21 protein-coding genes are annotated in these 23,025 nt (G+C 66.2%); 19 read left to right on the plus strand and 2 right to left on the minus strand.

Features of this window, described 5'->3' with window-relative positions:
- The first annotated feature begins 81 nt into the window (after positions 1–81).
- The gene (clpB, locus tag KPL74_21410; GenBank protein ID QWT20287.1) at positions 82–2,664 is read left to right on the plus strand and encodes an ATP-dependent chaperone ClpB; all 2,583 of its coding nucleotides are present in this window, start codon (positions 82–84) and stop codon (positions 2,662–2,664) included.
- Between the two features lie 119 nt (positions 2,665–2,783).
- Here the strand turns inward: clpB and KPL74_21415 are convergent, their stop codons facing one another.
- Positions 2,784–5,273 (minus strand): TonB-dependent receptor, encoded by a 2,490-nt coding sequence (locus tag KPL74_21415; protein ID QWT20288.1) that lies wholly within the window; start codon positions 5,271–5,273, stop codon positions 2,784–2,786.
- Positions 5,274–5,577: 304 nt separating this feature from the next.
- Between KPL74_21415 and KPL74_21420 the strand changes: the two genes are divergently transcribed.
- From KPL74_21420 to KPL74_21445, 6 genes are all read left to right on the plus strand, one after another.
- Positions 5,578–5,886 (plus strand): zinc ribbon domain-containing protein, encoded by a 309-nt coding sequence (locus KPL74_21420; GenBank protein QWT20289.1) that lies wholly within the window; start codon positions 5,578–5,580, stop codon positions 5,884–5,886.
- Positions 5,887–6,002: 116 nt separating this feature from the next.
- On the plus strand, positions 6,003–6,545 hold the full coding sequence (locus tag KPL74_21425) for a DUF3011 domain-containing protein (GenBank protein QWT20290.1): 543 nt from the start codon (positions 6,003–6,005) through the stop codon (positions 6,543–6,545).
- A 183-nt stretch (positions 6,546–6,728) separates the two neighbouring features.
- Positions 6,729–8,501 carry an aspartate--tRNA ligase gene (gene aspS, locus KPL74_21430; protein ID QWT20291.1) on the plus strand — a complete coding sequence of 591 codons (1,773 nt, stop codon included), beginning with the start codon at positions 6,729–6,731 and terminating at the stop codon, positions 8,499–8,501.
- 17 nt (positions 8,502–8,518) lie between these two features.
- Positions 8,519–9,148, plus strand: coding sequence for an alpha/beta fold hydrolase (locus KPL74_21435; GenBank protein ID QWT20292.1), 630 nt, complete (start codon positions 8,519–8,521; stop codon positions 9,146–9,148).
- A 610-nt stretch (positions 9,149–9,758) separates the two neighbouring features.
- Positions 9,759–10,028 carry a transposase gene (locus KPL74_21440; protein ID QWT20293.1) on the plus strand — a complete coding sequence of 90 codons (270 nt, stop codon included), beginning with the start codon at positions 9,759–9,761 and terminating at the stop codon, positions 10,026–10,028.
- A 50-nt stretch (positions 10,029–10,078) separates the two neighbouring features.
- Positions 10,079–10,855, plus strand: coding sequence for an IS3 family transposase (locus KPL74_21445; GenBank protein QWT20294.1), 777 nt, complete (start codon positions 10,079–10,081; stop codon positions 10,853–10,855).
- Positions 10,856–10,947: 92 nt separating this feature from the next.
- Here KPL74_21445 and KPL74_21450 read toward each other — a convergent pair whose 3' ends face one another.
- A complete protein-coding gene (locus KPL74_21450) occupies positions 10,948–11,937 on the minus strand; it encodes an IS110 family transposase (protein QWT20295.1) in 990 nt (329 codons plus the stop codon).
- Positions 11,938–12,468: 531 nt separating this feature from the next.
- On the opposite strand from KPL74_21450, the gene KPL74_21455 reads away from it, so the two are divergent.
- From KPL74_21455 to ybgF, 12 genes are all read left to right on the plus strand, one after another.
- Positions 12,469–13,215 (plus strand): YebC/PmpR family DNA-binding transcriptional regulator, encoded by a 747-nt coding sequence (locus KPL74_21455; GenBank protein ID QWT20296.1) that lies wholly within the window; start codon positions 12,469–12,471, stop codon positions 13,213–13,215.
- A gap of 46 nt (positions 13,216–13,261) precedes the next feature.
- Complete coding sequence (gene ruvC / locus KPL74_21460) at positions 13,262–13,783, plus strand: crossover junction endodeoxyribonuclease RuvC (GenBank protein ID QWT20297.1); 522 nt, start codon at positions 13,262–13,264, stop codon at positions 13,781–13,783.
- Entirely contained in the window at positions 13,780–14,376 is a 597-nt protein-coding gene (ruvA, locus tag KPL74_21465) for a Holliday junction branch migration protein RuvA (protein QWT20298.1), read from the plus strand. The genes ruvC and ruvA overlap by 4 nt, the downstream gene beginning before the upstream one ends.
- Before the next feature lie 8 nt (positions 14,377–14,384).
- Positions 14,385–16,277 carry a potassium transporter Kup gene (locus KPL74_21470; protein QWT20299.1) on the plus strand — a complete coding sequence of 631 codons (1,893 nt, stop codon included), beginning with the start codon at positions 14,385–14,387 and terminating at the stop codon, positions 16,275–16,277.
- Between the two features lie 150 nt (positions 16,278–16,427).
- Positions 16,428–17,468 (plus strand): Holliday junction branch migration DNA helicase RuvB, encoded by a 1,041-nt coding sequence (gene ruvB, locus KPL74_21475; GenBank protein ID QWT20300.1) that lies wholly within the window; start codon positions 16,428–16,430, stop codon positions 17,466–17,468.
- Positions 17,465–17,869, plus strand: a complete 405-nt coding sequence (gene ybgC, locus KPL74_21480; protein ID QWT20301.1) for a tol-pal system-associated acyl-CoA thioesterase — start codon at positions 17,465–17,467, stop codon at positions 17,867–17,869. The genes ruvB and ybgC overlap by 4 nt, the downstream gene beginning before the upstream one ends.
- A gap of 32 nt (positions 17,870–17,901) precedes the next feature.
- Positions 17,902–18,585, plus strand: a complete 684-nt coding sequence (gene tolQ, locus KPL74_21485; GenBank protein ID QWT20302.1) for a protein TolQ — start codon at positions 17,902–17,904, stop codon at positions 18,583–18,585.
- Positions 18,586–18,594: 9 nt separating this feature from the next.
- A complete protein-coding gene (gene tolR, locus KPL74_21490) occupies positions 18,595–19,044 on the plus strand; it encodes a protein TolR (protein ID QWT20303.1) in 450 nt (149 codons plus the stop codon).
- Complete coding sequence (locus tag KPL74_21495; protein QWT20304.1) at positions 19,031–19,966, plus strand: cell envelope integrity protein TolA; 936 nt, start codon at positions 19,031–19,033, stop codon at positions 19,964–19,966. Before tolR ends, KPL74_21495 begins: the two co-directional genes overlap by 14 nt.
- Before the next feature lie 127 nt (positions 19,967–20,093).
- Positions 20,094–21,410: a Tol-Pal system beta propeller repeat protein TolB gene (gene tolB, locus KPL74_21500; protein QWT20305.1), complete on the plus strand. Its 1,317-nt coding sequence runs from the start codon at positions 20,094–20,096 to the stop codon at positions 21,408–21,410.
- Between the two features lie 253 nt (positions 21,411–21,663).
- Complete coding sequence (pal, locus tag KPL74_21505) at positions 21,664–22,173, plus strand: peptidoglycan-associated lipoprotein Pal (GenBank protein ID QWT20306.1); 510 nt, start codon at positions 21,664–21,666, stop codon at positions 22,171–22,173.
- The gene (gene ybgF, locus KPL74_21510; GenBank protein QWT20307.1) at positions 22,173–23,024 is read left to right on the plus strand and encodes a tol-pal system protein YbgF; all 852 of its coding nucleotides are present in this window, start codon (positions 22,173–22,175) and stop codon (positions 23,022–23,024) included. Before pal ends, ybgF begins: the two co-directional genes overlap by 1 nt.
- The last annotated feature ends 1 nt before the right edge of the window (position 23,025 follow it).

Below are 23,025 nucleotides of genomic sequence, written 5' to 3' on the forward strand. Positions count from 1 at the left end.
AAGATCCCACCCGCATCTGTGAGACCAGAGGCGGTCGCGGGGAGGGCCCGGGGCGCGCCAGGACCTTTGGGAGACACCATCATGCGAATGGACAAACTGACGTCGCGGTTCCAGCAGGCGCTGGCCGACGCCCAGTCGCTGGCCGTGGGCCGCGACAACAACATCCTCGAACCCGCCCACGTGATGCTGGCGCTGCTCGACCAGCAGGGCGGCTCGACCGGGCCGCTGCTCACCCAGGCCCAGGTCAACGTGCCGTCGCTGCGCCAGCGGGTCGCCGAAATGGTCGACCGCCTGCCGCGCGTGACCGGCCAGGAAGGCAACATCAGCGTGGGCAACGACCTGACCCGCGTGCTCAACCTCACCGACAAACTCGCCCAGCAACGCGGCGACCAGTTCATCGCCAGCGAGCTGTTCGTGCTCGCGGCGCTGGACGATCGCGGCGAACTCGGCGGCGCGCTGAAGGGCGCGGGTGCCACGAAGGAGCGGCTCGAGGCAGCGATCGACAAGCTGCGTGGCGGCGAGAAGGTGCAGTCGGAGAATGCCGAAGAGCAGCGCCAGGCGCTGGAGAAGTACACCATCGACCTCACCGAGCGCGCCGAGATCGGCAAGCTCGACCCGGTGATCGGCCGTGACGAAGAGATTCGCCGGACGATCCAGGTGCTGCAGCGGCGCACCAAGAACAACCCCGTGCTGATCGGCGAACCCGGCGTCGGCAAGACCGCCATCGTCGAGGGCCTCGCCCAGCGCATCATCAATGGCGAAGTGCCCGAAGGGCTGCGCGACAAGCGCGTGCTCTCGCTCGACATGGGCGCCCTGATCGCCGGCGCGAAGTTCCGCGGCGAATTCGAAGAGCGGCTGAAGGCCGTGCTCAGCGACCTGTCGAAGCAGGAAGGCCGGGTCATCCTGTTCATCGACGAGCTGCATACGATGGTCGGTGCGGGCAAGGCCGACGGTGCGATGGACGCCGGCAACATGCTCAAGCCCGCGCTCGCGCGTGGCGAGCTGCATTGCATCGGCGCGACCACGCTGGACGAATACCGCAAGTACGTCGAAAAAGACGCCGCGCTGGAGCGCCGCTTCCAGAAGGTCTACGTGGGCGAGCCGAGCGTGGAAGACACGATCGCCATCCTGCGCGGCCTGAAGGAACGCTACGCCGTGCACCACGGCGTCGAGATCACCGATCCGGCGATCGTCGCCGCGGCGACCCTGTCGTCGCGCTACATCCCCGACCGGCAGTTGCCCGACAAGGCCATCGACCTGATGGACGAGGCGGCCTCGCGCATCCGCATGGAAATCGATTCCAAGCCGGAGGAGCTCGACCGGCTCGAACGCCGCCTGATCCAGCTCAAGATCCAGCGCGAAATGCTGAAGAAGGAGCAGGACGACGAGTCGCGCCAGCGCCTGGCCACGCTCGAGGCGGACATCGAGAAGCTCGACCGCGAGTTCTCCGACCTCAACGAGGTGTGGAAGTCGGAGAAGGCCACGCTGCAGGGCGCGACCAAGGTCAAGGAACAGATCGAGGCCGCGCGCCTCGAACTGGAAACCGCGCAGCGCCGGCAGGATTTCGCGAAGATGAGCGAGATCCAGTACGGCCGCCTGCCCGCGCTGGAACTGCAGCTGGCCGATGCGCAGAAGGTCGAGCGGCAGGACTTCACCCTGCTGCAGGACCGCGTCACCGCCGAGGAAATCGCCGAGGTGGTCGCCCGCTGGACCGGCATCCCGGTGTCGAAGATGCTGGAAGGCGAGCGCGAGAAGCTGCTGCACATGGAAGACGCGCTGCACTCGCGCGTGGTCGGCCAGGACGAAGCTGTCCGCGCCGTGTCCGATGCGATCCGCCGTGCCCGCGCCGGCCTGTCCGATCCGAATCGTCCGTATGGCTCGTTCCTCTTCCTGGGCCCCACCGGCGTCGGCAAGACCGAACTGTGCAAGGCCCTCGCCGACTTCCTGTTCGACACGCAGGACGCGATGGTCCGCATCGACATGAGTGAGTTCATGGAGAAGCATTCCGTGAGCCGTCTCGTCGGCGCGCCCCCGGGTTACGTCGGTTACGAAGAAGGCGGCTACCTGACCGAAGCCGTGCGGCGTCGTCCCTACAGCGTGATCCTGCTCGATGAAGTCGAAAAGGCGCATCCCGATGTCTTCAACATCCTCCTGCAGGTGCTCGACGACGGTCGCCTGACCGACGGCCAGGGCCGCACGGTCGACTTCCGCAACACCGTCATCGTCATGACCTCGAACCTGGGCTCGAACCTGATCCAGGAACAGGCCGGCGACAGCGAAGCCGACTACATGCAGATGAAGGCCTCCGTGCTCGGCGTGGTCCAGGCACACTTCCGCCCGGAGTTCATCAACCGCCTCGACGACCTGGTGGTGTTCCGTCCGCTGGACAAACAGCAGATCCGCTCGATCGCACGCATCCAGCTCAGCTACCTGTCGAAGCGCCTGGCCGAACGCCAGCTGGGCTTCGAACTGAGCGACGCCGCCCTCGACCTGCTCGGCAGCGCCGGCTTCGACCCCGTGTACGGTGCACGGCCGCTCAAGCGCGCCATCCAGCAACAACTGGAAAACCCGCTGGCCCAGCGCATCCTGCGTGGGGAGTACTCGCCTGGGCAGACCGTCAGGGTCGACTCGGACGGCAACCACATTACGTTTGCTGCTGTGTAGGCGTGGTGCTGCTGGTTTTGTAACCGTGCTGCTGCCGGTTTTGTAATTGTGCTGCTGCCGTTGATCGGTCGCGCGCAGGCGCGCTCCTACAGGGGGCGCGCCTGCGTGACGGGTGACCGCTAGAACCGAAATCCCGCCTTGGCGTAAAAATACCGCCCGTTGAACCCGAACGGCGACAGCGCCGAATACTGCAAGCCGCTGAAGTAATCCTCGCCGCTGTCCGTCGGGCTCACTCGTGTCGGATACTGGTTGGTGACGTTGTCCACGCCCAGCGTGAAGTTCCACTGTTCCAGCGTGTACCCCACCGACGTGTTGAGCAACCAGCGGGCGGAGAAGCTCTGGTCGGTCGACGGATCGGGTGTCACGCGCGTCACCGAGCCATAGCGGGTCAGGTCGGCGTGGGCATTGAACCCATCCAGCGTCCAGTCGCCACCGAACACGAATTTCGTGCGCGGCGTCGCCTTGGTCAGCAGGCCCTGGCTGGAACGACCGAACAGTTCGAGCCCTTCGGACGAATTCGCCTGCAGGATCGCCGGCGTGGCGGCGACGTCGAGGATCTTCACCTTGTTGTAGTTGCCGCTGGCCATCAGGTTGAACTGGCCCGCGCTCGCGGTCGGGATCCGGTAATTCAGCACCAGGTCGGCACCGCGCGTGCGCGTCGTCGCCGCGTTGGCGAAGTACTGCACGGCGGTGACCTGCTGGCCGGGCACCACGCTGTTGAAGTACGCGGCAAGCACCGGGTCGGTCAGGCTGATCGTGTCGGAGTAGAGCACCTGGTGCCAGATGCGGATCTGGTAGATGTCCAGCGTCGCGCTCAGGTTGGCGATCGGTTCCCACACCGCGCCGAGGCCGTAGTTCGCGGACTTCTCCGGTCTGAGCGCCTTGGCACCGAGCGCGATCGCGGCGGGATCGGACGTGCGGTAGGTGCCGGTCTGTGCCAGCTGGCCGGTGCTCGGGTCGATGATGGTCACCACCGACTGGTAGTTCTGCTGTGCCAGCGAAGGCGCGCGGAAGCCATTGGACACGGTGCCGCGCAGCGCGAAGGTTGGGGTGAACTGGTATCGCGCCGACAGCTTGCCCGAACGCGTCGCGCCCGCATCGCTGTAGTGCTCGTAACGGCCGGCGACGCCCGCGGAGAACTTGTCGGTGACATCGGTTTCCAGGTCGACGTACGCGGCTTCGCTATGCCGGGTGAAGCTACCCGCCGCCGAAGGCGAGAGGCCGGGGAATACCTGTGCTCCGCCGGCATACGGTGTGTCGGTGCCCGGGATCAGCGTGTCCTGGTCGAAGTAATACGAGTCCGGGTCGCCGGCGTTGATCTGGTATTTCTCCTTGCGGTACTCCGCGCCGAACGCGACCGTCAGCGGATTCTGCAGCCAGCCCACGCTGAGGTCCTTGCTGATGTCGACATTGGCCAGCCCCTGCGAGTTCTTGAAGGTGCCGGCGTTGAAGTAGGTCGGCGAGGCACCCGTGGTGTAGTACAGGTTGGTGTTGACGCTGTTGCCGACGTCGAACACCAGCGAGTTGATCCCGTAGTTGCCGGACGCATCCCAACGCCATCCGCCATCGGTGACGCCCTTCACGCCGAGGATCGCGGTGCTGTCGTTGGTGTGGTTGATGATCTGCGGCAGGAAGCCATCGGGATAGATGGCCGGCACATTGCGCGCGTTGGTGGCGCCACGGTAATAACCGTTGGAGGTGACGTCGCGGCGGCTCAGCGCCAGCGTGCCGTACAGGTCGATGTTGTGCGCCAGCGAGTAGTCGAAGTTGGTCAGCACCTGGTAGGTCTTCACCGCCGGGTCGCCGTAGCGCTGGTGCGCGACGTTGCCGTCGGCGGCTTCCTCCGGCGTGAACAGGCTGACCGGTGAGGCACGGTTCGTGTTCATCGAGTTCTGGTAATTCCACGCCACGCGCAACCAGCCCTTCGCGTCGGCGCCCTTGCCGCCGAGGTCGATGCCCAGCGAGCCGTCGATGCCGTTGGTGGCACCGTCGCCCTTGTCCATGATCCCGCCGTTGACGCCGATGCTGTTCGAGCCCGCCTTGGCGCCGTGTTTCAGCACGATGTTGATCACGCCGGCGATGGCGTCGGAGCCGTACTGGGCGGCGGCACCGTCGCGCAGCACTTCGATGTGGTCGATCGCCGAGATCGGGATCGAGTTCAGGTCGGCCGGGGCGGCACCGCGTCCGACGGAGCTGTTGTAATTGACCAGTGCGGAGGTGTGGTAGCGCTTGCCGTCGACCAGCACCAGGGTGGCATCGGGCGACAGGCCGCGCAGGCTGGCTGGGCGGATCGCGTCGTTGCCGTCGTTGATCGCCGGGCGCGGGAAGTCGAGCGACGGCAGGAGGCGGCCGAGCGCCGTCGCCAGTTCGGTGCTGCCGGTGGAGGTCAGGTCCTTCGGGCTGAGCACGTCGATCGGTGCCAGCGAACTGGCTTCGGTGCGGGTGGTGGAGCGGGTGCCGGTCACGACCACCTGGTCGAGCTGTCGTGCCTGGGTCGCGTCCGGCGGCGGTGTCGCATCCTGCGCGTAACCAGGCGTTACGATCATCAGACCGAGGGCAGGCAGCCACAGGCTGGCGGGCTTGCGTCGGAGGGTCAGGCCTTTCGTCATCGATGGGTCCCCAGGGCGAGCAGTTGGCTCGCGAGGCGCGGCACGCCTCGCGACGCGGCCGACGGCCGCGCTGGGAATGACGCTAGGCAGGGGTGCTGCGGCGCGTCAATACGACAGAATCTTTTGCGCCTTGTTGGGGCTATATGTGTAACTTCGGCCCTATAAAATAGGGGTTGGCATGGAAATGGCTTTTTTACTCGTTTTGGTGCAATGCGGTGTGGGTGGGGTCGCGCGCAGGCGCGCTCCTACTAAAGCGGGGGCGCTGGGACGATAATCGGCGGATTACGTTAAAGCGAAACCAGCCATGCCCATTTACAAATTCCAGTGCCAGGCCTGCGGCCATCGTTTCGACCGCCTGCAGAAGATGGCCGACCCCGATCCGGCGAACTGCCCGTCCTGTGGCGAGCCGCGGGTCACCCGCCAGTTGAGCGCGCCGCAGTTCCGCCTGGCCGGCGGCGGCTGGTACGAGACCGACTTCAAGAAAGACGGCGACAAGAAGCGCAACCTTGCCGAGGGCTCCTCGGGCGCGCCGGCACCGGCTCCCGCCCCGGCGGCCACACCGGCCCCGGCGCCTGCGCCAGCCCCTGCGCCGAGCGCCAAATCCGGCGACTAGACGACCGACTCGTCGTGAACATTACGACGTCATCGTTTTCTTGCGATCCGTTCAATCAGCGTTTCGGATGATTCCGATAGTTTCTGCGGCACATCATCGAAAGGATTTACCGGGTCATGAAACGCCTGCTTGGATTGGTTGCGATGCTCGCGCTCGGCGCGGGCCTGTTCATGGCTCCCCACGCCGCCCATGCGCAGCGTGGCGGCGACACCGTCAATTGCTATAGCGACAACGGCAAGCGCTCGTACTGCCGGGTGCCGTGGCGCGACGCCCGCCTGGTTCGCCAGGACTCCAAGACCGCCTGCATCCGCGGCCGCACCTGGGACATGGACCGCGGTGGCCTGTGGGTGGACGACGGTTGCCGCGGCATCTTCCAGGAAGCCGGTGGCTGGGGCGGTGGTGGCCGTCCGGGCTGGGACGACGGCCGGCCGGGCTACGGTGGCGGCGGTCGCCCGGGTTACGGCGGTGGCGGGCAGATCGTCAGCTGCGACAGTAACGACGGCAAGCGCGTGTATTGCCGCTGGCCGATCGGCCGTGGCGCGCGCCTGGTCGAGCAGACCTCGAAGAGCGATTGCCGCGAGGGGTATAGCTACGGGTTCACCCGGGACGGGATCTGGGCGGACCGTGGGTGCCGGGGGAAGTTTGATATTGGTCGGTGAGACATTGGGCGCTGATATCGGGCCCTGATATCGGTCGCTGAAGGGTGGAGTGGCGCTTCGTCGCGTTGTTGGATTCGCGCGCGGGCGCGCTCCTACAGGGGGTGGTGGTGGGGGTCTGGGGCCCCGGGTCGTGGTACGATCCGGGGTCTTTTATTTTGCATTGCACCGCGGAGCCCCAAGCGCATGCGCACCCATTTTTGCGGCCTCATCGACGAGTCCCTGGTCGGCCAGGAAGTCACCCTGTGTGGCTGGGTCAACACCCTGCGCCTGCAGAGCCACGTGGCCTTTGTCGACCTGCGCGACCACGAGGGCATCGCCCAGCTGGTGATCGAGCGCGATAACGCCGGGGCCTTCGCCGTCGCGGGCGAGCTGGGTTACGAGTACGTGGTCAAGGTCACCGGCCAGGTCCGTAAGCGCCTGTCGGTCAACGACAAGCTGAAGACCGGCACGGTCGAAGTGCTGGCCGACAAGGTCGAGATCCTCAATGCCGCGCGCGACCTGCCGTTCGCGCTGCACGAGAACCCGAACGAGGACATGCGGATGACCTACCGCTACCTCGACCTGCGTCGCCCGGACATGCAGAAGATGATGCGCACGCGCACCGCGCTGGTCCGCGAGCTGCGCCGCTACCTGGACACCGCCGGATTCCAGGACATCGAAACCCCGATCCTGACCAAGGCCACGCCGGAAGGCGCGCGCGACTACCTGGTGCCCAGCCGCGTGCACCCGGGCCAGTTCTACGCGCTGCCGCAGTCGCCGCAGCTGTTCAAGCAGATCCTGATGATGGCCGGCTTCGATCGCTACTATCAGATCGCCCGCTGCTTCCGCGACGAAGACCTGCGCGCCGACCGCCAGCCGGAATTCACCCAGCTCGACCTGGAGTTCGCCTTCGTCGAAGAGCGCGACGTGCAGGACTTCGTCGAGAACCTGATCCGCCACGTGTTCCGTGAGGTCCGTGGCGTGGAGCTGGACGCCAGCTTCCCGCGCATGACCTACGAAGAGGCCATGCGCCGCTTCGGCTCGGACAAGCCCGACCTGCGCATCGCCCTGGAGCTGACCGACATCGCCGAGGCGGTGAAGCACGTCGACTTCAAGGTGTTCGCCGAGCCCGCCAACGACCCGGCCGGCCGCGTGGCCGCGTTGCGTGTCCCCGGTGCGGCGGATCTGTCGCGCAAGGACATCGATGTCCTCACCGAATACGCCGGGCGTTACGGCGCGAAGGGCCTGGCCTGGCTGAAGGTCGACGACCTGGCCAAGGGCCGCGAGGGCATTACCTCGCCGGTGGCCAAGTTCCTCGACGACGCCGCGCTCAACCAGGTGCTGTCGCTCACGGGCGCCGGCAACGGCGACATCGTGTTCTTCGGGGCCGGCCGCTGGAAGGTCGTGACCGACTTCATGGGCGCGCTGCGGATCAAGCTGGGCCGCGATCGTGGCCTGGTGGAAAACAGCTGGAAGCCGCTGTGGGTCACCGATTTCCCGATGTTCGAGTGGGACGAGGAGGAGAAGCGCTTCGTGGCGCTGCACCACCCGTTCACCGCGCCGAACATCGACGACATCGCCGACCTGCGCGCCAACGCCGCCGTGGCCCTGAGCCGTGGCTACGACATGGTGCTCAACGGTAACGAGATCGGTGGCGGTTCGATCCGTATCCACCGTCCGGAGATGCAGAGCGCCGTGTTCGAGCTGCTCGGCATCGGCACGGAAGAGGCGGAGGCCAAGTTTGGCTTCCTGCTCAAGGCCCTGCGCATGGGCGCGCCGCCCCACGGCGGCCTGGCCTTCGGCATCGACCGCATCGCCGCGCTGATGGCGGGCACGGAGTCCATCCGCGACGTCATCGCGTTCCCGAAGACCACCAGCGCGCAGGACCTGATGACCGACGCCCCGTCGATGGTCTCGGCCCCGCAGCTGAAGGAGCTGCACGTCCGCGTGGACGCGGCGGAGCCGTTGAAGGCCTGATCGGGACGTATCCGTCGATGACTGCCGCAGCACCTGACGTCGTCCTGCTCCACGGTTTGTGGATGCGGGGCTTCGCCATGGCCATGCTCCATCGGCGGCTGCGCGAGGAAGGCTTCAAGGTCCATCAGTTCGAATACATGAGCGTGGCCGCACCGCCGGAGCAGGCGATCGACCGCCTGCGTCGACGGATCCGCTCGCTGGCGCCCGGCCCCGTGCACGTGGTCGGGCACAGCCTGGGCGGGATCCTGGCCTTGCTGGCCTGCCGCGACATGGCGGATCCAGAGGGGCGGATCGTCTGCCTGGGTTCGCCGTTGAACGGCAGCGGCGCGGCCCGTGGCCTGACCCATCACTGGGGTGGCGATGTGTTGCTCGGCCGTTCGCGCGAGTTGCTGTCGCATGGCCTGGACCACTGGGATGGTCCGCGCGAGGTGGGGATGATCGCCGGTCGCCAGCAGGTGGGCCTGGGTTCGCTGATCGGTGACGTCGGCAGTGAGCACGACGGTTCGGTCGGCGTGGAGGAGACCCGCCTGCCGGGCCTCGCCGACCACTGCATCCTCGAAACCAGCCACTCCGGCATGCTCGTCTCCGCCGACGTAGCCCGCCAGGCCGCCCATTTCCTCCGCCAGGGCCGCTTCGAGCCCCTGTAGGAGCGCGCCCGCGCGCGATTGGGGTGTCCTCGATATCCAACCTCCCCGCAGCGCTCGAACGTGGTCGCAGGAAGAGCCCTCGGCGCCTACCCTCGCTGCTCAAACAGCGTTCTGGCGTGCGACAGGGAGGGGCTGCTCCGCAGCCCGTTTCCTTATCTGGCCTACGGCCGCGCACCGGGTGCCGGGCGGAGGTTCTTGATTCGGCATCCTGCCTCAACAAGAACGGCCGGCCATCGTGGCCGGCCCCCTTCGGGCTTTTTCCGCCCGGCCCCCTCGCCGCCACGAACTCGCCTCGAGGGTAGGCGCCGAGGGCTCTTCCTCACCACAGCGGCGAGGTTGTGTAGGAGCGCGCCTGCGCGCGATGGGGGCTGCCGAACGACGGCAAATGCCGTGGTCCAAACCCAAAACCCAAAACCCAAAACCCAACACCAAAAACCATCGAAACGATGCCATTTGAGCGAATTCGCACCAGTCGCCGACAATGTCCCGTCATCCCCGCCCTGTTGGCCAATCGCGCGCAGGCTGTAGTGGCCTAATTCCCATGGACCACGAGGTAGGAGCAAACTTTCTACCGAGGTGATCCATGGGATATCGAGTTGTAGACCCTTCTGTGCAGAAGGAAGCCGTACGCCTGGTGGTGGACCAGGGGCAGCCGGTGTTGGCTGTGTGCAAGATGTTTGGGCTGGGTCCCACTGCGCTTAGGCGCTGGGTGGCTGCCGAGCGCGAGCGTCGGAGCCATCCGCCTGGCAAGGCCGAGCAGGACAAGGAAATGGCCGCGCTTCGCAAACGCGTTGCCCAGTTGGAGGGCGAGGTCGAATTCCTAAAAAAATTCGATGCCCTTCTCCAAAATCCGCCGCCTGGCTGGTCACGCAAGCGGTAGATGCGGCGAGGGGCACGATCCCGGTAAGGCGGGCTTGCGCGGTGGCGGGCGTGTCCCGCAGCAGCTACTACGCCGGGCGGCGCGAGCGACGCGAGCGGACGATCGGGCCGGTGCTAGCCAAGGCTGCGCGGACGTTACACGAGCAGGGGCGATGCAGCCTGGGGTCGCGCCGGCTGTCGGCGAGCTTGCGTAATCAGGGCCATGACGTTGGTCGCTACAGGGCCCGGACCCTGATCAAACAGCTGGGCCTGAAGCGTCGGCGCCGCCCGTACGCCCACTATCGACGAGCGACCAAGCCAGCCATCGTGGCCGACAACGACCTCAATCGCGAGTTTGATCCTGCCGCGCCGGATGTGGCCTGGGCCGGTGACATCACGCAGGTTCGGGTGGGGCGGCGATGGCTGTATATCGCCATCGTGATGGACCTGTTTTCCCGGCGCATCGTGGGCTGGGCAACCGGCTCGATGGCCGATGCCTACCTGGCCGAGCAGGCTCTGGAGCTGGCACTGGCGCACCGGCAACCGCAGGGGCCACTGCTGTTCCACTCCGACCAGGGCTGCCAGTACAGCGCGCAACGATTCGTCGACTTCCTCGCCCGGCGATCCATCCGGCAGAGCATGAGTCGCCGCGGAAACTGCTGGGATAACGCTGTCGTCGAACGCTTCTTCCACACCCTGAAACACGAATGGATGCCGACCAGTGGCTACGCGACGTTCGACGAGGCCACGAAGGACTTCTCCAGCTTCCTGATCTATTACGACCAGCAGCGGCCGCACTCGCGGCTAAACGACGTGCCGCCAGCCACCTTCGAGTGGCTGGCGGCATAAAACGCCTACGGCGTGGTCCACGAGGACTTGACCACTACAGGCGCGCTCCTACAGGAGCCTACGTAGCGGCGTTGTAGATACTCTCTTCCCGGTCAACCCTGCCTAAGGTGCTCTGGGCTAAAAAGCTTGGTGACGTCGAAGTTTTCGTTGTCGCGCAGGCAAGCCCAGAGCCCGGTGAGGTATTTGCGCATGACTGCCGCGAGGGCCTGGCGCTTGGCCTTTCCGCGACGAAGCAGCTGTTCGTAGAAGGCTTTGACCAAGGGGTCGTAGCGCACGGCAACCAGCGCAGGCATGTACATGCCTGCGCGCAGGTAGGTGTTTCCGCCCTTGCTTAGCCGCGGCCGTCCGTGGACGCTCGTGCCCGATTGGGTGTGACAAACGTCCAGGCCCGCATGGCGGCTGACCTGCGGCGCTTTCATAGTGCTGGGAAGCATGGCCAGTTCAGCGAGTACCGCCATCGCCGAGACCTCGGCGATGCCCGGGGCTGCGGTCATGTGGCGAAGCTGGGCTTGGCGCACCGGATCGGTGTCGATCTGCTGGCGCATCGCACCGCGCAGGCGTTCGATGCGCCGATCGAGGGTGGCGACGGCCTCGGTTTCGTCCTCGAGCAGCAGCACATGCGTGCCCTTCTTGGCAGTCAGGGCGTGCAGGCGGTTCTTCGCGCGGACCCGCTCCCCCAACAGCCGGTTCACCTGCCGTCCCAGGTCCCGCAGGGCCAGGTCCGCCTGCTCCGGTGCGATCCAGCGTGCCGGCTTGAGCGCCTCGCCATACTCGGCAAGCAACCCCGCATCGATCGTGTCGGTCTTGGTGCCCTTGAGCTTGAGCTGGGCGAACCGCTTGGCACTGCGCGGGTTGATGACCGAGACCGGCAATCCAGCCCGATCCAGCGCGATGGCCAGGTCCAGGTGATAGATCCCGGTCGCTTCCATCACCACCCAGGAAGGCCGTAAATCCAGAAGCTTCCTGGCCAGCCGTGCATGTCCTGCCGGGGTTTGCTCGAACTTCCCCAGCGCAACACCCTTGCCGTTGTCATACGAGGCCACGGCGCAGTCGCGCGCGCTGACGTCCAATCCGATCGACATGACCATCCCTTACATCCTCCGCGAGTTAGCGTGAGAATGGATCCGGCTCCCCGACCCCGCATTTTTTGCCCCTGCAACCTTGTATGCGAAGTCCCTCGCGGGCTTCTGGATACTCTCCGCAGTTGGCAATGGGGCGGGGGCCACTCTACAGGCGAAGTCAGGAACATCCTGCTTCAAGGAGCGCGCGGCCTCCCCGGAATCCTTCGCACACCCCCCGGATGGGAGGCACCGCCAAGATACAAGGAGCGCGCCTGCGCGCGAATGGAAAGCACGGCGGCGAAGCCGCGGCATCTCCCGCACAAGCGAGCGGCCGAAGGCCAATAGGTACACGGGCCGCGGCTGCGGCCAACCTTATCGAACGCGGAGGACCTGTCTGAGCAGCGAGGGTGGGCGCCGAGGGCTGGTCCTGCCAGAACGCCCGAGCGCCGCGCAGACCCCTACGCAGTCTCCCCGCCAGCAGCAAAAGACACCTCGCGCCCCAGTTCCGCTAGAATCCCGCCCCTGTCCGTTCTGTATCGCCGGGAAACGCACATGGGTAGAGGCCCGTCCATCGAAGGTCGCAAGAATGCCGAAGACGCCAAGCGCGCCAAGGTATTCACCAAGCTGATCCGAGAAATCACCATCGCCACCCGCGGCGGCGTCCCCGACCCTGCCGGCAACCCGCGCCTGCGCGCGGCTGTCGACAAGGCCCTGGCCGCCAACATGACCAAGGACACCATCGAGCGCGCCATCAAGCGCGGCTCGGGTGCCGATGGCGGCGCCGACATGCACGAAGTCCGCTACGAGGGCTACGGCCCCGCGGGCACCGCGCTGATCGTCGACTGCGTCACCGACAACCAGACCCGCACCGTCGCCGACGTCCGCGCCGCGTTGACCAAGCTCGGCGGCAACATGGGCACCACCAATTCGGTGGCGTTCCAGTTCACCCGCGTGGGCCAGGTCGTGGTCCACACCGGCGGCGACGCCGACGTGGAAGCGAAGCTGGAAGAAGCGGCGATCGAAAACAACGCCGAAGACATTGTCATCGCCGATGGCGTGGGCACGGTGTTGCTCGCGGCCGACCCGATCGCCGTGGAAGCCATGCGCAAGGCGCTGGCGGCTGCCGGCTTCGACGTCGACGGCTCCGACGTGGTGATGCGCCCCAACGGCCCGCTGGTGACCCCGACGGGCGAGGCCCTGGAGCAGTTCCAGAAGCTGCTGGCCCGCCTGGACAGCCTCGACGACGTCGACGAGGTCTATCACAACGCGGTGCTGCCGCAGGAAGCGGACGACGAGTAAGGCCCTCCCGGCCTTGCTCGCCCCGCCAAGCGAACGCCTCCCTGTCATGACACGCATCCTCGGCATCGACCCGGGCAGCCAGCGCACGGGCGTCGGAATCATCGACGTCGCCGGGGACGGCGGGCTGACCCACGTGTGGCATGGCGCGCTGATGGTCGGGAAGGAAGACACCTTCCCCCTGCGCCTGAAACGCATCTTTGACGAACTCTGCGCCATCATCGGCACGCACGTTCCGGCGGAAGCCGCGATCGAGCGGGTTTTCATGTCGCGCAACGCCGACTCGGCCCTGAAACTGGGCCAGGCCCGCGGTGCCGCCGTGTGTGCCGTGGTCAGCCAGGGAATCGTCGTGCACGAATACGCAGCGACCGAGGTCAAGCAGGCGGTGGTCGGTACCGGCCGCGCCGACAAGACCCAGGTCCAGCACATGATCGGGATGATCCTCGGCCTGAAGGGTCCGCTGCAGGCGGACGCGGCCGACGCGCTGGCGATTGCGATTGCCCACGCACATACCCGTTCCAGTATTGAACGCGTGGGTATCCCGCGCACCGCATGGAGACGTCGCCGATGATCGGCCGCCTGCGTGGCACCCTCGTAAGCAAGCAACCGCCGTCGCTCCTGGTGGACGTCGGTGGCGTCGGCTATGAAGTCGACGCACCCATGTCGACCATCTACGACCTGCCGGCCACCGGCCAGGAAGTCACCCTGTTGACCCACCATGCGGTGAAGGAAGACGGCGTGGCCCTGTACGGCTTCCTGCGCGAGGCCGAGCGGGCGATGTTCCGGCACCTGATCAAGGTCAGCGGGATCGGCGCGAAGATCGCGCTGGCCGTGTTGTCCGGCGTCTCCACCGACGAGCTGTCGCGGCTGGTGCATGCCGGCGACGTCGTGGCCCTCACCAAGATCCCCGGCATCGGCAAGAAGACCGCCGAGCGCATGGTGGTGGAGTTGCGCGACCGCGTGGACGCCACGGGCGTACGCTTGCCGGCGAGCAGCGCAGGCGTGGCGGCACCGGTCGATCCGGTCGGCGAAGCCACCGTGGCGCTGCAGCAGCTTGGCTACAAGCCGCCCGAGGCGACGCGACTCGTCAGCAAGGTGGCCGCCGAGGGCGACACCGCCGAAGCCATTATCCGCAAGGCGCTCCGCGCCGCGCTGGGAAGCTAATCATGGGCATGAGCCACGCCGACGAATTGCGCAACGCGCACGGCAAGAAACTGGCGACGCTGGCGCTTGGCGCGATCGGCATCGTCTTCGGTGACATCGGCACCAGCCCGCTGTACACCATGAAGGAAACCCTGGGCACGCACGGCATGACGCCGCAGCCCGCGGCCGTGCTCGGCGTGCTGTCGCTGATCTTCTGGTCGCTGCTGATGGTGATCTCGCTCAAGTACGTCACCTTCGTGATGCGCGCGGACAACAAGGGCGAGGGCGGCATCATGGCGCTGATGGCCCTGGCCCAGCGCAGCGTCAGCGGCTCGCCGCGCAGCCGTTGGGTGCTCGCGGCGATCGGTATCTTCGGCGCATCGCTGTTCTACGGCGACGGCGTGATCACCCCGGCCATGTCGGTGCTCTCCGCGGTGGAAGGCCTGGAGGTGGCCGCGCCGACGCTGGACACCTACGTGCTGCCGATCTGCCTGGTGATCCTGTTCATCCTGTTCGCGATCCAGCGCCACGGCACCGACCTGGTCGGCAAGGCCTTCGCGCCGGTGATGTGCGTGTGGTTCCTCGTGCTGGCCGCGCTGGGCCTCAACCAGATCATGCAGCACCCGCAGGTGCTGCTGGCGTTGAACCCGATGTACGCGGTGAAGTTCTTCACCGAGCACGGCAAGCAGGCCTTCATCGCGCTCGGTGGCGTGGTGCTGGCGCTCACCGGCGGCGAAGCGCTGTACGCCGACATGGGCCACTTCGGCAAGAAGCCGATCCGCCTGGCCTGGTTCTTCTTCGTGCTGCCGGCGCTGCTGATCAATTATTTCGGCCAGGGTGCGCTGCTGCTGCACGACCAGACCGCGATCGAAAACCCGTTCTACAAGCTGGTCCCGGAAAACCTGCTCTATCCGATGATCGCGCTGTCCACGGCGGCAGCGGTGATCGCCTCGCAGGCGGTGATCTCGGGCGCGTTCTCGATGACCCGCGAAGCGATGTCGCTGGGCTATTCGCCGCGCATGGCCGTCGTGCACACCTCGCGCGAGATGTCCGGGCAGATCTTCGTGCCGTGGATCAACCGCCTGCTGTTCGTGCTGGTGATCCTGGCCGTGCTGGGCTTCCGCTCGTCGAACAACCTGGGCGCCGCCTACGGCATCGCCGTGACCGGCACCATGACCATGACCACGCTGCTGGCGCTGGTGGTGGCCAAGCGCCGCTGGAACTGGCACTGGTCGGCGGTGATCGCCGTCGGCGTCATCTTCCTCATCACCGACCTGTCGTTCTTCGGCGCCAACGCGCTGAAAATCGCCCACGGCGGCTGGTTCCCGCTGGTGCTCGGCGTGGTGATCTTCACCATGATGACCACCTGGCGGCGGGGCAGGGACCTGGTGGTGCGCGAGATCAAGCAGTCGGGCCTGGCGCTGGAGCCCTTCGTGGCCAACATCGCCGACCACCCGCCGCTGATCGTCCCGGGTACCGCGGTGTTCCTCACCGCGAACCAGAACTCGGTGCCGCACGCGATGCTGCACAACCTCAAGCACAACAAGGTGCTGCACGAGCGCAACGTGCTGCTCACCGTGGAGATGCTCGAGACCCCGGTCGCCGATTACGACGAACGGATGGAAGTGATCGAGTACGGCGGCGGCTTCTTCGGCCTGCAGCTGCGCTACGGCTTCGCCGAGGATCCGAACATCCCGTTGTCGCTGGAGCGGGCCAGTACCCACGGCCTCGACTTCGACATGATGGACACGACGTTCTTCCTGTCGCGCGAGACCATCGTCGCCGATGCCCGGCGCCCGGGCATGGCGCTGTGGCGCGACAAGCTGTTCGCGTTCCTGGCACGCAACGCGCTACCGGCGACGGCGTTCTTCCAGATCCCCGGCAACCGCCTGATCGAGCTCGGCGCGCAAGTCGAGATCTAGCCGGCACCCTGTAGGAGCGCGCCTGCGCGCGATGTCCGTGCGCCTGCGCGCGATGTCCTTGAACCGGCGCGCTATGTCATTGCGGCTGCGCCGGGATGGGGTGGTCGCGCGCAGGCGCGCTCCTACAGGGGCCGTGCCATAATCCGCCCCATGTCCGAGCACCGCATCATTTCCGCCGCCGCCGCCATGGACGACGACGCGCTGGAAGCCAGCATCCGTCCCAAGCGCCTTGCCGAATACCTCGGCCAGGAGACGGTGCGCGAGCAGATGGCCATCTATATCGAGGCCGCCCGGCGTCGCCAGGGTGCGCTCGACCACGTGCTGATCTTCGGGCCCCCGGGCCTGGGCAAGACCACGCTGTCGCATGTCATCGCCAATGAGCTGGGCGTCAATGTGCGCTCCACCTCGGGCCCCGTGCTGGAGCGCGCCGGCGACCTGGCCGCGCTGCTGACCAACCTCGAGGCCAACGACGTCCTCTTCGTGGACGAGATCCACCGCCTGTCACCCGTGGTCGAGGAAGTGCTCTACCCGGCGATGGAAGATTTCCAGATCGACATCATGATCGGCGAGGGCCCCGCGGCCCGCTCGATCAAGCTGGACCTGCCGCCGTTCACCCTGATTGGCGCGACCACGCGCGCCGGCCTGCTCACCGGCCCGCTGCGCGACCGCTTCGGCATCATCCAGCGGCTGGAGTTCTACAGCGTGGACGAGCTGACCGCGATCGTCCGCCGTGCGGCGAAGATCTTCGGCATCGAGTGCGACCTGGAAGGCGCGATCGAGATCGCCCGGCGTTCGCGCGGCACCCCGCGCATCGCCAACCGCCTGCTGCGCCGGGTCCGCGATTACGCGGAAGTGCGCGGCGACGGCAAGATCACCCACGCGCTGGCGCGTGCCGCGACCGACATGCTCAAGGTCGACGCCCAGGGTTTCGACGACCTGGATCGCCGCCTGCTCAGCATCATCATCGAGAACTTCGACGGTGGCCCGGTCGGCGTGGAATCGCTGGCCGCCGCCCTCAGCGAAGACCGCGGCACCCTGGAAGACGTGGTCGAGCCCTACCTGATCCAGCAGGGCTACCTGATCCGCACCGCGCGCGGCCGGATGGCCTCGGCCAAGGCCTGGCGCCACCTCGGGCTCAACCCGCCGCCGCGCCAGTCGGCCTCGCCGGACCTGTTCCAGGACACCCCATGAGCCTGTTTGCATGGCCCGTGCGGGTCTACTGGGAGGACACCGATGCGGGTGGGGTGGTCTACCACGCCAGCTACGTGCGTTTCATGGAGCGGGCCCGGACCGAGTGGCTGCGGGCCCAGGGGATCGACCAGCTGGCCCTGCGCGAATCCATCGGCCTGGGCTTCGTGGTCCGCGAAATGCACCTGGACTTCCTGCGCGCGGCCCGTCTGGATGATGAACTCCTGGTCAGCGTAACCGTCAAAGAACGTCGTTCAGCAAGTATGCTGTTCGGTCAGGAGATCGTGCGGGGGGATACCACGCTGTTGCGCGCCACGGTGCGCGTCGCGTGCGTCAACCTCGATACGATGCGCCCGGCCCAGATCCCCCCGGATCTGTTCCCCTCCGAATTCCCCTTTACCTAAGCCACAGATACCCGGCGGAGAGCCTTCAAGCAATGAACGGTGGACTCAACATTTTCAAGCTGGTCACCGAAGCCAGCCTGCCCGTGCAGCTGGTGATGCTGCTCCTGCTGGCCTTCTCGTTCATGTCGTGGGTGATCATCATCCGCAAGTACCGCCAGCTCAACGAAGCCCACAGCAACGCCGAGACCTTCGAGGACCGTTTCTGGTCGGGCGCCGACCTGGCCGCCCTGTTCCGCGAAGTGGGTAACCGCGAAGGCCAGCACGGCATCGAAAACGTGTTCGAGGCCGGCTTCCGCGAATTCGCCCGCCAGCGCCAGCGCCGGGTGACCGACGCCGACCGCATCATGGAAGGTTCCGAGCGCGCCATGCGTGTGGCCGGCACCCGCGAGATCGGCAAGCTCGAGCAGAACCTGGAATTCCTCGCCAACGTCGGTTCGATCAGCCCGTACATCGGCCTGTTCGGCACGGTGTGGGGCATCATGGGCGCCTTCCAGGGCCTGGGCGAAATGAAGGACGTCACCATCTCGGTGGTCGCGCCGCACATCTCCGAGGCGCTGATCGCCACCGCGATGGGCCTGTTCGCTGCCATCCCGGCCGTGTGGGCCTACAACCGCTTCGCCACCCGGGTGGAGCGCGTCGCGTCGCGCTACGAGGTGTTCCAGGAAGAGTTCTCCTCGGTGCTGCAGCGCCAGATCCACGCCGACGAAGCGGTCTGAGCCGGCGCCATGGCTACGCGTAACGTCTACCGCCGCCACAAGCGGAAGCTGAAGTCCGAGATCAACGTCGTGCCCTACATCGACGTGATGCTCGTGCTGCTGATCATCTTCATGGTCACCACCCCGATGATGAACCTCGGCGTGGATATCCAGCTGCCGCAGACCAACGCCAAGTCCTTGCAGGACAAGAAAGATCCGGTCGTCGTCTCGGTCGACGAGCAGGGCCAGATCTACCTGACCGCCAACGGCACCAAGCGCGAGCCGGTCAGCATCGACGAGTTCAAGACCAAGATCACCGCGTTCCACGACGCCAACCCGGAGCTGCAGGTCCTGCTCGCCGGCGACGACCGCGTGGGCTACGGCAAGGTGTACCAGATCCTCCCGATCCTCCAGGAAGCGGGCATCTCCAAGATTGGCCTCATGAGCCAGCCGCAGTCCGCGCAGAATGGAAAACCGTAACGGCACGCCTGTCGCGGTCTTCTGGGCCGCGGTCCTGCACCTTGGCATCGCGGCCTTCCTCTGGCTCGCGATCACCTCGTGCACGTTCTGGGAAGAGTGGGGCGACAAGCTCGGGATCCCCCGTGAGTGGAATCCGCTGAAGTGCGAGGCACCGATCCTGCTCCCGGGCCAGCCGATCGAGGCCGTGCTGATCGGGCCGACCGGCGCGCCGCCGCCCAAGCACACGCAGAAGCCGGTGCCCAATACCGTGCCGCCGCCGCCCGCCCAGCCGACGCCCACCCCGCCCCAGCCGGAGAAGCCCAAGGTCGAGACCTTGCCGCCTCCGCCGAAGACGCCTGCGCCCAAGGATCAGGAAAAGATCGTCGACGATGCCGTGCAGAAGGCCGAGGACGCCAAGAAGGTGCAGGAAGAGCAGCAGCGCCAGCGCCAGTCCGAACTCGATGCCCAGGAAGAGAAGCGCAAGGAAAAGCAGAAGCAGATCGACGACATCTTCAAGCAGCTGGACGCCGCCAAGTCGAATACGAAGCAGGCGGACACCAAGAAGAAGCAGGCTGAGCAGCAGCTCAAGGACCTGGCCAATGCCAAGGACGACGGTCGGGAAGACCTGCCGTTCGCGGAGAAGCCGCAGACGGGCCAGAACGGCAAGGACGACAGCAAGCAGGCCGCCTACATCGCGGCCATCCAGAACGCCGTGACCCAGAACTGGTTGCGTCCGGAAAACATCGGCACTGGCGCCTGCATCGTCCACGTCGTCCAGATCCCTGGCGGCCAGGTGCTCAGCGCGAAGGTCGACTCGAGCTGTCCGTTCGACGGCCCGGGCCGTGCGTCTCTGGAGAACGCCGTGTTGCGCGCCCAGCCGCTGCCGTACCAGGGCTTCGAGGACGTCTTCAAGCGAGACCTCACCTTCACGTTCAGGCCTTAATGATGGAACGTGCCCTCGCGACGTGGGATAGCCGCGAGGGCGTTTAGACTCAGGTCATTCAGGTTCACCCGCGCCCCCTTACCATCCGGGACGCTACTTCCCCTTTCAGGTCGCAATGAATCAGCCCATGCGCAAGACGATATTCCGATTCGCCGCCGCCCTCGTGGCGCTGGCCGCCCTCGTGGCCGGCCCTGCCGCCGCCCAGTCGCTCAACGTGGAAATCGCCAAGGGCGTAGCCACGGCGACGCCGATCGCCGTCGTGCCCTTTGCCCAGGCGGGCGGGGCGCCCCTGCCGACCGACGTCGCGGACGTCATCCGCGCCGATTTCAACCGCTCGGGCAAGTTCCGCTCGCTGGACAAGGCCGACATCGTCGAGACCCCGTCGCAGGGTTCGGACATCAAGTTCGCGACCTGGCGCCTGCTCAAGCAGGATTACCTGACCATCGGCCGCATGAGCGATGCCGGTGGCGGCATGGTCAAGGTCGACTACGAACTGTGGGACGTGAACCGCCAGCAGAGCCTGCTGGCCCAGTCGTTCACGGCCCCGGCCGGTGACCTGCGTGGCGTGGCCCACCAGATCGCCGACCAGATCTACGAAAAGATCACCGGCGTCCGTGGCGCGTTCTGGACCCGCATCGCCTATGTCACGGCGGTGGGGACCGGCAACAACTCCACTTATTCGCTGATCGTCGCCGATTCGGACGGCTTCAACCCGCAGGTCGTGGCCCGCTCGCGCGAGTCGCTGCTGTCGCCGGCGTGGTCGCCGGACGGCAACAAGCTGGCTTACGTGTCGTTCGAAAGCGGCAATTCGGCCGTGTATGTGCAGAACATCTCCACCGGCTCGCGTAGCCTCGTGGCTTCGCACCCCAAGGGCATCAACTCCGCCCCGGCCTGGTCGCCGGACGGCAGCAAGCTCGCAGTGAGCCTGTCCTACGTGGGTAACCCGGAGATCTTCATCATCGACGTTGCCAGCCGTACCGAAACGCGGGTGACCAACAACTTCGCGATCGATACCGAGCCGACCTTCACCCCGGACGGCCAGAGCCTGATCTTCACCTCGGATCGCTCGGGCAAGCCGCAGCTGTACCAGACCTCGATCTCGGGCGGCAACGCCCAGCGCCTCACCTTCCAGGGCGGCTTCAACGCCAGCGCCTCGGTCAGCTTCGACGGCAAGCAGATTGCGATGGTGCAGGGCAACGGGAACGTGTATCGTATCGCCATCTTGGACCGTAGTCTGGGCGGGCAGGTGCGCTTCGTTTCCCCCGGTAACGTGGACGATTCGCCCAGCTTCGCGCCCAACGCCAGCATGCTGCTCTATGCGGCATCGCAGGGTACGCGCGGCGTCCTTTATGCGGTTTCGGCGGACGGCCTTGTGCGCCAGCGTCTCGTCCTTTCGGATGGTGACGTGCGCGAGCCGTCGTGGGGACCTTATCGACAGCGTTGATGGCGCGCCCTGGGGCCGCGACATTGGCAACGTCCCGGGGAAAGGCGCGGCATGGTCCGCGCCTTTCCTGCGGACGACAGAATGAAGGAACAACCGGCGATCGCCCACAAGCGGCCGACGGAGCGAGGGCGTAGGGTGCGGGACAGCGCCCCGTCAACGTGGAAGCAAGTAGAAAAACAGCCGGACAACCGGCGGTGTCTGTCCCGAATACCGTAAATAGACTGTCGGAACTCAACTGTTGAAGGAACGTCCCATGAATAAGACCGTTACCGTCACCCTGGCTGCCCTGCTCTGCGTGGGTGCTGCTGCGTGTGCAAAGAAGAACACCAAGCCTGCCCCGGTGCAGGAAACCCAGCCGGTCGCTACCCAGACCGCGCCGACCAACGATGGCAAGTACCAGCCGTCTGACCTCGATACCGATGCCTGCCTCCGTCAGCGCGTCGTGTACTTCGACTTCGACAAGAACGACGTGAAGCCGGAATTCCAGCAGATCATCGCTTGCCACGCCAAGTACCTGCAGGACCGTCCGCAGTCGGCCATGACCCTCGAGGGTAACACCGACGAGCGCGGCACCCGCGAGTACAACCTGGGCCTCGGCGAGCGCCGTGGCAATGCCGTCTCCAGCGCCCTCCAGGCTGCTGGCGGTTCGGCTGGCCAGGTCAACGTGACCTCGTACGGCAAGGAAAAGCCGACGTGCAAAGAGCACAACGAAGACTGCTGGGCCAAGAACCGTCGCGTTGAGATCGTCTACACCGCGAAGTAATGAAAAAGTCTCTGGCTAACAGTTTCACGGCCAGGCTTGGCGTGGCGGGCGCACTTGCGTCCGCCACGCTTTTTGCGTGCCCGGCATTCGCCCAGGATCGCCTCAGCCTCGCCGACCGTGTCGCGCGGCTCGAGCAGCAGAACCAGTCCAATTCGGGCACGACGCAACTGGTGAACCAGGTCAACGACCTGCAGCAACAGGTCGCCCAGCTCCAGGGCCAGATCGAAGAGCTGCAACACCAGAACCAGCAACTCCAGGATTCCCAGAAGGCCCAGTACGCGGACATGGATTCGCGCATGGGTCGTCTCGAAAAGGGTGGGGCACCCGCCGGCCAGCCGGCGGCCGCCGCGCCCGTTGGCAACCCCGCCGCCGCACCGCCCGCGGCTGGTGCGCCGCAGCAGGCCGCCGCTCCCGCGGGTCCGGCCCCGGCCGCCACTGGCGCCGCCCCGGCCGCCACGACGCCGGCGGAACAGACCGCCTACGACACCGCGTTCAAGTCCCTGCGTGGCGGCGATTACGTCACCGCGTCGCGTGGCTTCCGCGACTTCCTCGTGAAGTACCCGGACAGCCCGCTCGCGCCCAACGCCTATTACTGGCTGGGCGAGTCGTACTACGTGACCATGAACTACCCGGTCGCGATCGAAGCGTTCCAGCGCCTGGTGAAGAATTACCCGCAGAGCGACAAGGTCTCCGACGGCCTGCTCAAGGTGGGTTATTGCCAGATCGAACTGAAGCAGCAGGACGCCGCCATCGCGACCCTCAAGCAGGTCTCGGCGAAGTATCCGGGCACCAAGGCCGCCGGCCTTGCACAGGAACGCCTGCGCCGCCTGCAGCGCCAGACGGCCAACTGAT

It is taken from the genome of Bacillus sp. NP157 (assembly GCA_018889975.1).
In the GTDB taxonomy this organism is placed as follows: Bacteria; Pseudomonadota; Gammaproteobacteria; order Xanthomonadales; family Rhodanobacteraceae; genus Luteibacter.